This is a genomic window from Pseudomonas sp. NPDC096950, from assembly GCF_044762525.1.
Taxonomy (GTDB): domain Bacteria; phylum Pseudomonadota; class Gammaproteobacteria; order Pseudomonadales; family Pseudomonadaceae; genus Aquipseudomonas.
Map to the genome: position 1 here is coordinate 139,060 of NZ_JBIWEL010000004.1, position 11,779 is coordinate 150,838.

14 protein-coding genes are annotated in these 11,779 nt (G+C 59.0%); 4 read left to right on the top strand and 10 right to left on the bottom strand.

Going from position 1 to position 11,779, the window contains the following annotated elements; translation table 11 throughout:
- Positions 1-336: 336 nt before the first annotated feature.
- The 4 genes from ACIQY3_RS09455 to ACIQY3_RS09470 form a co-directional block, all read right to left on the bottom strand.
- On the bottom strand, positions 337-990 hold the full coding sequence (locus tag ACIQY3_RS09455) for a peroxiredoxin (protein ID WP_054050904.1): 654 nt from the start codon (positions 988-990) through the stop codon (positions 337-339).
- 92 nt (positions 991-1,082) lie between these two features.
- On the bottom strand, positions 1,083-1,940 hold the full coding sequence (nadE, locus tag ACIQY3_RS09460; protein ID WP_403018833.1) for an ammonia-dependent NAD(+) synthetase: 858 nt from the start codon (positions 1,938-1,940) through the stop codon (positions 1,083-1,085).
- Position 1,941: 1 nt separating this feature from the next.
- Complete coding sequence (pncB, locus tag ACIQY3_RS09465; RefSeq protein ID WP_403018835.1) at positions 1,942-3,171, bottom strand: nicotinate phosphoribosyltransferase; 1,230 nt, start codon at positions 3,169-3,171, stop codon at positions 1,942-1,944.
- 10 nt (positions 3,172-3,181) lie between these two features.
- Complete coding sequence (locus tag ACIQY3_RS09470) at positions 3,182-3,829, bottom strand: nicotinamidase (RefSeq protein WP_403018837.1); 648 nt, start codon at positions 3,827-3,829, stop codon at positions 3,182-3,184.
- Positions 3,830-4,000: 171 nt separating this feature from the next.
- Between ACIQY3_RS09470 and ACIQY3_RS09475 the strand changes: the two genes are divergently transcribed.
- Both ACIQY3_RS09475 and ACIQY3_RS09480 read left to right on the top strand, forming a co-directional pair.
- Complete coding sequence (locus tag ACIQY3_RS09475) at positions 4,001-4,546, top strand: adenylyltransferase/cytidyltransferase family protein (protein WP_403018839.1); 546 nt, start codon at positions 4,001-4,003, stop codon at positions 4,544-4,546.
- A 1-nt stretch (position 4,547) separates the two neighbouring features.
- A complete protein-coding gene (locus ACIQY3_RS09480) occupies positions 4,548-5,255 on the top strand; it encodes an NUDIX hydrolase (protein WP_403018840.1) in 708 nt (235 codons plus the stop codon).
- Between the two features lie 3 nt (positions 5,256-5,258).
- Here the strand turns inward: ACIQY3_RS09480 and ACIQY3_RS09485 are convergent, their stop codons facing one another.
- The gene (locus ACIQY3_RS09485) at positions 5,259-6,236 is read right to left on the bottom strand and encodes a GlxA family transcriptional regulator (protein ID WP_403018842.1); all 978 of its coding nucleotides are present in this window, start codon (positions 6,234-6,236) and stop codon (positions 5,259-5,261) included.
- 18 nt (positions 6,237-6,254) lie between these two features.
- On the opposite strand from ACIQY3_RS09485, the gene ACIQY3_RS09490 reads away from it, so the two are divergent.
- Positions 6,255-6,683, top strand: a complete 429-nt coding sequence (locus tag ACIQY3_RS09490; RefSeq protein ID WP_403018843.1) for a DUF3817 domain-containing protein — start codon at positions 6,255-6,257, stop codon at positions 6,681-6,683.
- Between the two features lie 3 nt (positions 6,684-6,686).
- A complete protein-coding gene (locus tag ACIQY3_RS09495; RefSeq protein WP_403018844.1) occupies positions 6,687-7,424 on the top strand; it encodes an SDR family NAD(P)-dependent oxidoreductase in 738 nt (245 codons plus the stop codon).
- A gap of 24 nt (positions 7,425-7,448) precedes the next feature.
- Here ACIQY3_RS09495 and ACIQY3_RS09500 read toward each other — a convergent pair whose 3' ends face one another.
- The 5 genes from ACIQY3_RS09500 to ACIQY3_RS09520 all read right to left on the bottom strand — a co-directional run bounded on the left by ACIQY3_RS09500 (position 7,449) and on the right by ACIQY3_RS09520 (position 11,687).
- The gene (locus ACIQY3_RS09500; protein ID WP_403018845.1) at positions 7,449-8,597 is read right to left on the bottom strand and encodes an acyl-CoA dehydrogenase family protein; all 1,149 of its coding nucleotides are present in this window, start codon (positions 8,595-8,597) and stop codon (positions 7,449-7,451) included.
- A 73-nt stretch (positions 8,598-8,670) separates the two neighbouring features.
- Entirely contained in the window at positions 8,671-9,072 is a 402-nt protein-coding gene (locus tag ACIQY3_RS09505) for a MaoC family dehydratase (protein ID WP_403018848.1), read from the bottom strand.
- 14 nt (positions 9,073-9,086) lie between these two features.
- Positions 9,087-9,530, bottom strand: coding sequence for a MaoC family dehydratase N-terminal domain-containing protein (locus ACIQY3_RS09510; RefSeq protein WP_403018849.1), 444 nt, complete (start codon positions 9,528-9,530; stop codon positions 9,087-9,089).
- 36 nt (positions 9,531-9,566) lie between these two features.
- On the bottom strand, positions 9,567-10,745 hold the full coding sequence (locus tag ACIQY3_RS09515) for a lipid-transfer protein (protein ID WP_403018851.1): 1,179 nt from the start codon (positions 10,743-10,745) through the stop codon (positions 9,567-9,569).
- 21 nt (positions 10,746-10,766) lie between these two features.
- Positions 10,767-11,687: an SDR family oxidoreductase gene (locus tag ACIQY3_RS09520; protein WP_403018853.1), complete on the bottom strand. Its 921-nt coding sequence runs from the start codon at positions 11,685-11,687 to the stop codon at positions 10,767-10,769.
- Positions 11,688-11,779 lie beyond the last annotated feature (92 nt).

Genomic DNA, 11,779 nt, shown 5'->3' on the forward strand with positions numbered 1-11,779 from the left:
ATGGCAGCTCTGCTGGCCGTTGAAGCACGACCTTAGGCGTTGGGAATACGCTTGTGAAATGCTTTGTTGATCTATCCTAATTATGAAAAACAATGATCATAACTATTTTCTATATTTAACTATTGCATATAAACACGCAAAACCTGTGGGAGCGGGCTTGCTCGCGAAGGCGCTGTGTCAGGCAATGCAGATGTTGACTGACACACCGCCTTCGCGAGCAAGCCCGCTCCCACATGGGATGTACATCGCTTCGCAAAACGTGCTCGACACAAGCACGCCGTGATCGGGCAAAAAAATGGACCTGTTTTCACAGATCCATTTTTAAGCCGGGGCGGATTACTTCGGTTGCGCCACCGTGCGCAGGTAAGGTTTCACCGTCCTGAAGCCGTCCGGGTATTTCTTGCGGGCGTCTTCGTCGGAAACCGAAGTCGGGATGATCACGTCTTCGCCCGGACGCCAGTTCACCGGCGTGGCGACGGTGTGCTTGGCATTCAACTGCAGGGCGTCGAGCAGCCGCAGCACTTCATCGAAATTGCGCCCGGCGCTCATCGGGTAGATCAGCATCGCCTTGACCTTCTTGTCCGGGCCGATGATGAACACCGAACGCACGGTGGCGTTGTCCACTGCCGTCCGGTTACCGCCGCTGGCGTTCGGATGGATCATGTCGTAGAGCTTGGCCACCACCAGGTTTTCGTCGCCGATCATGGGATAGTTGACCGCATGCCCCTGGGTTTCCTCGATGTCCTTGGCCCAGCTCGCGTGGTTGCTGACCGGGTCCACGCTGAGCCCGACCACCTTGGTATTGCGTTTATCGAATTCGGGCTTGAGGCCGGCCATGTAGCCGAGTTCAGTGGTGCACACCGGTGTGAAGTCCTTGGGGTGCGAGAACAGAATCGCCCACTTGTCGCCGATCCACTCGTGGAAATGCAGCGTGCCTTCGGTGCTTTCAACGGTAAAGTCCGGTGCTTCGTCGCCTATGCGGATTGCCATGTTCGTTCTCCTTACTGTGAGTTCAGAGGGAAGCTCAACGGCGTTCAGGAACGGCGTTAAACCTGTCGACGCGAGACAGTATAGGAGACGGTTCAAGACACGGCGGTTACCGATGGATTCCCGCTAAGCGGGGCGCAAGGCAATGCGCGCTTATGCGCGGTTTTCAGGTAGGCGCCTTCAATGATCTGTCGTGCCTGCGGCGATACCGCGCCCCCCATCAGGTAGGCGTCGATCTCTTCGTAGGTGCAGCCATACGCGGCTTCATCCAGTTTGCCCGGCGCCAGATCTTCCAGGTCCGCCGTCGGGACCTTGCGCACCAGGTAAGCCGGCGCCCCCATTTCATCGGCCAGCAGCCGCACCTGGGTCTTGGTCAGGCCCGACAGCGGTGCCAAATCACAGGCACCGTCGCCGAATTTGGTGAAGAAACCCATCAAGGCTTCCGCGCCGTGATCGGTGCCGACCACCAACCCGTTGCTGAAGTTGGCAATGGCGTATTGCGCCAGCATCCGGGCCCGGGCCTTGACGTTACCTTTGGCAAAATCGACGAGTTCGGCGCTGGGCTGCAAGCCGTCGATGGCGATACTGGCCATCAGTCCGTCAACGCACGGGGCGATGTTGCTGGTGGTGATCAAGTCCGGCCGGATGAAATCCAGGGAAGCCTGGGCGTCTCGTTCATCGGCCTGGGTCTTGTAGGGCAGGCGCACGGCGATAAAGCGCGCGTCATAGTCGTCGTCGCGTAATTGCTCCACCGCCAACTGGCACAAACGGCCAGCCGTGAGCGAGTCGACGCCGCCGCTGATCCCGAGGACCAGTGCCTTGCAACCCGAGTCGCGTAAAACCTGCTTGATAAAGTCGATACGCCGCGCGATTTCCGGGGCCTCTCCACCCTCTGTGAGTTGGCGGTTGATTCCCAGTTCCCGGGCGATGGTATCTTGCCGTTGCGTGGTCATATCAGGCTCCCAATTGTGGATTGATCATCGTGACGTTGAACACCTGGGCCGCGTAGCGCAGGAACGAGGCGTCTTCGCATACGTTTTTGATCGGGTCGTCGGAAAACTTCACAACAGGCTCACCGTGAACCCGAACCAGCTTCATCACGATGCTCAACGGTTCGACACCTTCGACATCGCACGCCAGGCTGGTGCCCATGCCGAATCCGAATTTGGCCTTGCCGCGAACGTGACGCAGGATCGGCAGGCATTTTTCGAAGTTGAGGCCGTCGGAGAACATCAAGTCCTTGGTACGCGGGTCGATGCCCAGTTCCTTGTAGCGCGCCAGCACCTTGTCGGCCCAGACAATCGGGTCACCGGAGTCCTGGCGCAGACCGTCGTAGAGCTTGGCGAAGTACAGGTCGAAATCCTTGAGAAAGAAATCGGTGCTGATGCAATCGGTCAGTGCGATACCGAGCCGGCCACGGTACTCGTGCACCCAGTTTTCCAGCGCGGCGTTCTGACTCTCGCGCAACCGCCCGAGTTGCTGGTGCACCATCAGCCATTGGTGGGCCATGGTGCCGATCAGTGGTAAGTCGAATTCATAGGCCAGGTGGGCGTTGCTGGTGCCGACAAACACACCGGGGAAATCACTGCGCATCACGTTCACCACTTCGCGCTGGGCCCGGAACGACAGGCGCCGGCGGGTGGAGAAGTCCGAGACGCGCAACTCGGCGAGTTCTTCGCGACTGGCATTTTTCTCCAGCCATTCGAACTTCCGGTACAGCTGACGGGTGACATCGGCCAGTTCGGCTTCGGGGTACTTCTCGCGGTTGCGTAACTCGCTGACCATCGCCAACACCGGTTGCTCGAACATGATGCAATGCAGCATCGGGCCTCGGACGCGGATGTTCAGTTGACCGTCGATTTCCGAGACATGGATGTAGCGCAGATTGAAGCGGAACAGCCCGAGAAACTGTTCGAAGTCCGGTGTCAGGTACTCGCGAAAACGCTTGTTGAACAAAAACCGCTGCTCACCTTCGCGCAGTTGCAGGCCGGCGAGTTTCTCCAGCTCTTCGCGAATCTGCGGGATCAAGTGCCCGAGCCGCTCTTTCGAGCGCACGATGAACTGGTATTCCACCTCGACGTTCGGGTGCTGGTGCAGGACGGCCTGCATCATGGTGAAGGTGTAGTAATCGGTGTCCAGAAGACTCTGGATTACGCCATTGCCTGAATCGAATGCACTGTCCATGTTGATGTCCTTATGCGTTTGCCAGTTGGGCGGTTTCTTTGCGAGTCGCAGTAACCGCGATGCCCGCTTGTTGCATGTCTTGAATGGCCTGGGTGGCGCCCTCCTCGCTGATGGCCCGACAGGCCGGAAGGTGCACGATCACTTTGAAACCGGCGGCCGCGAGTTGCAGCGCGGTGGTCTTGACACAGAAATCCAGGGCCAGGCCACCGACGATGACCTGCCGGACATCCCGGCTTCTCAGGTATTCGATGACGCCGGTGGACAGCTTGCCGTGCAGGTCGTGGTAACAGGCGCCGTAGGGGTGAAGGTCCGGCTCCACGCCCTTCCACACGAAATAGTCGTAGTCGTAGGGGGTCGGCAGCTCGTCCAGCAAGCCAAAGCCTTCGGTGCCGGGGATGCAGTGGCTGACCCAGGTGAGGTCGGCGTGCTCGAGGCCGGTCGGCCGGAGCATTTGCGAGTGCTCCGCAACCACCCATGGGGCGTGCGGCGAATGCGCGTCCTTGCTGCCGACCCGCAGGCTACCGAGGGAAGCCATGAAATTCAGCTCGCCGCCAATCTGGTCCCCTCCGGGTACGGGAAGTTCATCGGGGCACAACGGCGTAAAGCTCTTTTGTGCATCAACATCGAAGGAAGCGGTGCTCACGGTCAGGCTTTTCATGTCGTGTCTCTCCTGTGCATGGATCGCAAGGTACACGTCATGCACTTACAAGACAAGTAATCTTTTGAAAATAATAGCTATCGGTAATCCTGCTGAATCTACACGCGGCATTTCGCCTGAATAAATTTTGATGATAAGGTACACGTCATGTACATATCAGGACGATCAACCATGTTTGAGATAGCCCTTTATGGTGGCGCCTTCAATCCGCCGCACGCCGGTCATGTCCAGGCGATGATCGAGGCGTCAGCCCAGGCCCGACGCGTGTTGGTCGCCCCAAGCTTCAGGCACCCTTACGGCAAACGAATGGCCGATTACGAGCTGCGCCTGGAGTGGCTGGAATCGATCGTTGAACATGTGCAGCCGCTGTGCCACGCCGAACTGTGTGCGAGTCGAGTCGAACAGCACGTGGCACGCAACGTCGAAGGGCCGATCTACAGCTACACCCTGCTCGCCCACCTCGCCGACAGCCTGGCCCTGGATGGCAAACAGGTTGCACTGGTGGTGGGTCAGGACGTTGCCTCACTGTTACCCACCTTCTATCGCGGTGCACAATTGCTGGAGCGTTTTTCCATCCTTTGTGTGGAAGAAAAAATCCAGGTCCACAGCACACAAATACGCGAACGCCTGGCCTCGGGCGAGTCACTGCCCAGTCAATGGCTGGCTCCCGGCATGAACCCGGTAAACTATGATCTCTACGCTGCTCACGGAAACTGATATGCCTGACCGCATCGCCCACCCCAATGCCTACCTGCACACCATCGACCTCTGCGTATTGCGCTACTGCCGGCAAACCCAGGCGCTTGAGATCCTCTTGAATCGGCGGGAAGCCGATCCGTTCGCCGGCCATTGGGCGCTGCCCGGGATGGTGGTCAACGGCGGTGTCGAAGACCTGACATTGGGCGATGCCGTTGAGCGTCTGCGCCAGTCGAACAAGGTCGGCATGCCGCTGGCCTGGATCGAGCAGGTCGGCACCGTCGGCGATGCGTTCCGCGATCCGCGCTGCTGGTCGTCATCCACGTTCTACCTCGCCATCGTCAGCGAAGACGTGCAGCTTGCAGAGCATCAGGGGTTTTTCCCGCTCAAGGACGTGGCCGACGCCTCGACAAAACTGCCGTTTGATCACAACAGCCTGGTAGCCGCCGTGCAGGAGCGACTGCTGTCGAAGTCGCTTTACAGCAGCCTGCCACTGATGTTCCTCGGCACCGAATTCAGCGCACCGGAAGCGGTAAGCATTTTCTCGTTGGTGCTCGAGCGTCCCGTACTCAAGACCAGCATTCGCCAGCGCTTGTTGAAAATGGCCGAGGCAGGCTACCTGCAGGAAACCGGCCGCAAAAAGAGCGGTGACGGCGGCCGCCCGCAAGCCACCCTGGAAAATCTCAAGCCGGCCAGCCTCTACCTGTTTGATCGAAGCTTTCTGGAGTGATGCTCAAGCCCGGCCGCGTCGCGATAGCGCACTGGAGAATGCGTTGCGGTATGCCTGGGGGCTGGTTCCGACGACACGTCGGAAGTGTTCGCGCAGGGAGGTCGGCGAGCCAAATCCGGCCTTTAACGCAACCTGCTCAACGGACATGTCGGTGGTCTCGAGAATGCATTGCGCTCGCCGGACCCGTGCGTGCAATAGCCATTGCAGGGGCGTAACGCCGAGTTGTTCGCGAAAACGCCGGCTGAGGGTTCGGGTGCTGATCGAGGCTTTGTCGGCCATTTGTTCCAGGGTCAACGGCTGATCCAGTTGTTGCTCGATCCATTGCTGCAGGTGTTGCAACGTCCCCGTTGATTCAACGGGTTCATGGACGATGAACTGCGCTTGCCCGCCCGCCCGTTCCAGCGGCATCACCGCCAGGCGAGCGGTGTCCGCAGCCACCACGGCGCCATGGTCTTGCCGGATCATGTGCAGGCACAAATCCAGGCCGGCAGACGCGCCCGCCGACGTCAGCACCTGCCCGTTGTCGATAAACAGCACATTCGGATCGACCGTAATGGCGGGATATCGCGCAGCGAGCGCGGACGCCGCCAACCAATGGGTAGTTGCGCTTAATCCGTCGAGCAGACCACTGGCGGCCAGGAGGAACGATCCCGTACAAACAGACGCAATCCTCGCGCCCGCGTCGGCTGCCGCTTTCAGTGCCTCCAGAAGTGCCTTGGGTATCGGCGCGGCAATATCTATCAGGCCGGGCACGATGACCGTATCGGCGTGGATCAGGTCGCTCAAATCCCACTTCACCTGCAAGTCGAAATATTCCGTCCTGACCACCCGCGTCTGTGCGCAGACCATCACTTGATAAGCGCGCTGCCCCGCTCCCAGGCGAACGCGCTCGAACATTTCAATCGGCAGGGTGAGGTCAAACGCGACCACGCCATGGAACGCGAGAATCGCGACTTTATGAGGTTTGGGTTGGGGCGACATGGTGGTGGTGAACCTGGCTTGAATCCGTCGATGATTGGCATTTTAGCCAATTGGCGAGGTGGCACAAGGTCGACATACTCAGGCCCCGCTTTGGAGAAACCACCCATGACGAATGACCTGACTTCGCGCTCCCTTGGCATCCTGCGACAGCTGCGCTATGCCGCCCTCCTGGAAGGCTGCACCCTGGCCTTGTTGCTTGGCGTCGCTGTTCCGCTCAAGCACGTTTTTGACTGGCCGGCGGCGGTACAAATCATCGGTCCGTTGCATGGCCTGGTGTTTTTGCTTTATTGCTGGCTGGTGATCACCGCCGCTGAAAGCGAAAAATGGAAGAGAAGCGACCTGGCCCGCGCACTCGGCTCGGCGCTGATACCGCTGGGTGGCTTTTTTGCCGCCCGATATTTTCGCCAACAGGAAAAAAAGCTGCATACGATGAGTTGCGAGGCCTGATCCATGAACGAAAAGAAAACATTGCTGCTGACCGGCGCCAGTCGAGGCATCGGCCATGCCACGGTCAAACACTTTAATGCAGCCGGCTGGCGCGTATTCACCGCCTCGCGGCAGAGTTGGGGAAGCGAATGCCCGTGGGCGGACGGGCAGGAAAATCACATTCACCTGGATCTGGAGGATATCGGCAGCATCGAAGCCAGTATCGAATTGATCAAGGCGAAGATTGGCGACGGCAGACTGCACGCCTTTGTCGACAATGCCGGGGTCAGTCCGAAAGGGCCTGAGGGCGGTCGACTGGGGGTGCTGGAAACCGACTATGCGACGTGGCTTCGGGTCTTCAACGTCAATCTGTTTTCGACCGCCCTGCTCGCCCGAGGCTTGTTCGCGGAATTGAAAGCGGCGCAGGGCACCATCATCAACGTCACCTCTATTGCCGGTTCCCGGGTGCACCCTTTCGCCGGCGTTGCCTATGCGGCGTCAAAAGCCGCCTTGTCTGCTCTCACACGCGAAATGGCTTATGACTACGGCCAACATGGGATTCGGGTGAACGCTATCGCCCCAGGGGAAATCGATACCGCCATCCTCTCCCCCGGTACTGACGACATTGTGGCGCGCGACATCCCGATGCACCGGCTCGGCAAGCCTGAGGAAGTCGCGTCACTGATTCATTTCCTCTGCACCAATGGCGCGTCCTACATCAATGGTGCCGAGATCCAGGTCAATGGCGGCCAGCATGTCTAGCCACCATCGGTTGGAGGGATCTTCTTACTTCAACACATCCCGGGCAATGATCTCTTTCATGATCTCGGAAGCCCCGCCATAAATCCGCTGCACCCTCGCATCCACGTAGGCACGGGAGATCGGGTATTCGCTCATGTAGCCGTAGCCGCCAAACAGTTGCAGGCAACCATCGACCACCCGCCCCTGCATTTCGGTGCAGGCCAGCTTGGCCATGCTCACGGACGCCACGTCCAGCGTCCCTGCTTCAAAACGCTCGCGGCACTCGTTGACGAAGGCTTTGTGCACGCGCATGTCGGTGTGCATTTCCGCCAGCTTGAAGCGGGTGTTCTGCAAATCCGCGAGCAGTCCGCCGAACACTTTGCGTTCCTTGACGTAGTCCACGGTCAGCGCCAGTGCGCCCTCGGCAGCCGCCACCGCCATGGTCGCCAGGCTTACACGCTCGCGTTGCAACTCATTCGCCAACACCACGAAACCTTTGTTCAACTCACCCAACATCGCCGTAGCGGGCACCCGGACGTCCTGGAAAAACAACTCGGAGGTGTCTGCGCTATGGCAGCCGATCTTGTCCAGATTGCGTCCGCGCTCAAACCCCGGACTGTCGCTGTCCACGATGAACAGTGACAGCCCTTTTGCACCGGCCACGTCCGGATTGGTCCTGGCGACCACGATGACAAAATCGCAATGCTGGCCATTGGTGATGAAAGTCTTGGAGCCATTGATGACGTAGTGATCGCCGTCCCGCCTGGCACTGGTGCGGATGCCCTGCAAGTCGGAACCGGCGCCGGGCTCGGTCATCGCGATGGCGCCGATGCGTTCTCCCGTGATCATCTTCGGCAAGTAGGTGGTTTTCTGCTGCTCGGTGCCGACGTTGAGAATGTAATGCGCCGCGATGTCGGAGTGCACCGCCAGGCTACCGGCCAACGCGGAGCAACCTGCCAGGCCCAACTCTTGTGACACCACCATGGAAAACTCGAACGTCGCGCCGGCCCCTTCATAGTCTTCGGGAATATCCACGCACAACAGCCCGGTGCGGCCTAATGTATTCCAGAACTCCCGGGGAACGATGCCGGCTTTCTCCCACTGTTCGTAGTGGGGAACAATTTCGTTTTGCACGAAGCGCCGCACATTGTGGCGGAACAATTGCAGTTCCGGTTTATCCGATTCGCTACCCATGAATTGCCTCTTATTGTTGTGCGCCATCCGCTGGACGGATGGCGAATTTATCGACCGCCAGGTTTAACGAGGGTTACAACGCCACCACGGCTTCACCGAGTAACGTCTGGGTGCCATTGCCGGTCGTGGCGGCAATGCTCAGGCGCGCCAGTTGCACGCCCTGCTCTTCGAACAACTCGATAACCGAGCCGGTGCAAGTAATCACGTCATGCACCTGGGTGAGCGCGACAAAACGGCTGGTGAACGTGCGCAACTTCGACTGCGGCTGCCAGTTCGTCAGCATGCGTCCGAGGTAGGCCATGGACAACATGCCGTGGGCAAACACATCGGGCATGCCGGCTTTTACCGCGAAGTCCGAATCCACATGGATCGGGTTATGGTCGCCCGAAGCCCCGCAGTACAACGCCAGGGTGTGGCGGGAAACAGGTGGCAACTGCAAGGGCGTTATTTCACTGCCCACTTGAATATTCGACATGAAAGACATCCCTCTTAATTGCGATAGACCAGGTTGCACTGGGCCTTGGCGACCAACTTGCCGTGTTGATTGGTGTAGGTGCTCTGCGTCACCACAAACTCCAGGGCGCCGTCCTTCTTGTCGTACATATCGATGATTTTCCGCACGACGGTGATTTCATCCCCCGCATAGATCGGCTCGAAGTATTCAAAGGACTGGCTGCCATGGAGAATCCGCCCGACCTCTAGCTGCAACGCTTGCACTTCGGGTGGCAGATCACTGTCACCTTCCATTTCCAGTACCGACGCATAGGTGGGCGGCGCGGGGATCGAGCGATAACCGGCGGCCTGGGCACTCGGCGCGTCCAGATAGATGCGATTGCGCTCGCCAATGGCTTTCACGAAAAACGCCAGCCGGCCCTTTTCAACGGAAACGACGAAGGGTTTGAATTCGGTGCCTATCTTGGTGCGATCCAACATGGCAATCTTCCTTTTTTGTTATTGAACGGCGCAGAACTAAACGCTGCGATACATCGTGACGACAGCCGCGCCGCCCAGGCCCAGGTTGTGCTGCAAAGCCACTCGCGCGCCTTCGACCTGACGCGCGCCGGCCGTGCCGCGCAGGTGCCAGACCAGTTCCGTGCATTGAGCCAGGCCGGTAGCGCCCAGGGGATGCCCCTTGGACATCAGGCCGCCGGATGGATTGACCACGTATCGCCCGCCGTAGGTGTTGTCGCCGTCATGGATGAATTGCTCGGCCTGCCCTTCTTCGCACAGGCCCAGGCCTTCGTAGGTAATGACTTCGTTGGTGGTGAAGCAGTCGTGCAACTCCACAACCTGAGCGGCTTCCGGGCCCAGGCCGGACTGTTCGTAAACCTGTTGCGCGGCGGTGCTGGTCATCCTGGCGCCGATCAGGTTGATTGGATCAGTCCAGCTGTCCTGCAGGTCGGTGACCATCGATTGCCCGATGATTTCCACCCCAGCGGCGGTGCCGTGTTTGCGCGCAAATGCTTCGCTGCACACGATCACCGCTGCCGCGCCACAGCTCGGCGGACACGCCATCAGCCGGGTCAAATAGGGTGTGTAGATAATCGGCGCCGCCATCACTTCTTCCACGGTCAGTGGCGTGGTGAACATCGAGAACGGGTTCTTGATCGCATGGCTGCGGGTCTTGGCCGAGACGCGGGCGAAGATGTCAGGGTTGGCGCCGTACTTGTCGATATACGCCGTGCCCGCCGAGCCAAACATACGCAGGGCCAACGGTCCTTCGGGCGCGTCGGCGACTTCATTCAGGCGTTGCACCATCGGATCGAACGGTGACTCGCGGTCGTTCCACACCGAACCCAGCGCACCCGGTTGCATCTCCTCGAAACCCACTGCCAACGCACACTCGACAGCGCCGCTGGCCACAGCCTGACGCGCCAGAAACAACGCCGTCGAACCCGAGGAGCAATTGTTGTTGACGTTGATAATCGGGATACCGCTCATGCCGACGCCATACAACGCATGCTGCCCGCAGGTGCTGTCGCCGTAGACATAACTGGCGTACGCCTGTTGCACCAAGCGGTAGTCGATACCGGCATCTTCCAGGGCCGCTTTCACCGCTTTGGTGGCCATGACCCGATACGGTTCCTGGGTACCCGGTTTACAAAACTTGACCATTCCCACACCGGCAATCCGAACATTGGACATCACTGTTTCCTCTTGCGGGTTGGGTTACTTTTTAGTGGCCAACAAGTCGATGCCTACCATCCGGCCAACGGCGTTGAACGTGCTCAAGACATCTTCCGCCGGCTCGGACTCACCGAAGTCGCAGATATCACTCCAGCGCTCGGCAACTTGTTCGGCACTGACGACGTTCTCGATACCGAAGGCCACGCCTTTACTGCGCTCGGTACGGACTTTCGCGAACCAACTGGCGCCGACTTCAAACACGCCACCGTTTTCCGTGCTGTCTTCGGCGCACAACTTGATCGCCAGCGGCACGACATAATCCGGGCTGGTAGCCTTGAGTACTTCTTCCGGCCAGATCGTCTCGGTCAAACGGGAACCGGCGATTGGCGCGATAACGTTTGAGTAGATGTTGTTGCGCGCGCCTTCAATGGCCAGGGTGCGACCCAAGCCCAGCAATGCGGACTTGGCCGAGCTGTAATTGGCCTGGCCAAAGTTGCCGTAGAGCCCGGCAGCCGAGGTGGTAAAAATGATTCGTCCAAAACCCTGTTCACGCATGGTTGCCCAGGCAGCTTTGGTGACCTTGTAAGCACCGTCCACATGCACGCGGTAGATCAACTGCCAATCGGTATCGGTCATCTTGGCGAAACTGGAATCGCGCAAGATCCCGGCGTTGTTGATGACCACATCCACACGGCTGTAGTTATCCAGCGCGGTCTCGATAATCCGTTCGCCGAACTCCACCGAATCATAGTTGGCCACCGCTTGACCACCGGCACTGCGGATTTGCGCAACCACGAGATCGGCGGCCGTCGCACTTTGTCCTTCGCCGTGACCGCTACCGCCCAAGTCATTGACCACAACTTGCGCACCACGGCGGGCAAACTCCAACGCATAAGCGCGGCCCAAACCGTTGCCCGCGCCAGTCACAACTACAACTCGCCCGTCAAATCGTATTTGATTCATTTAGGAATGCCTTGGTTGTTCTTATTGATAGGTACTTTGCCGATGGCCATGCCGGCAAACAATGCCGGCATAGACCAACTAAATTAACAATA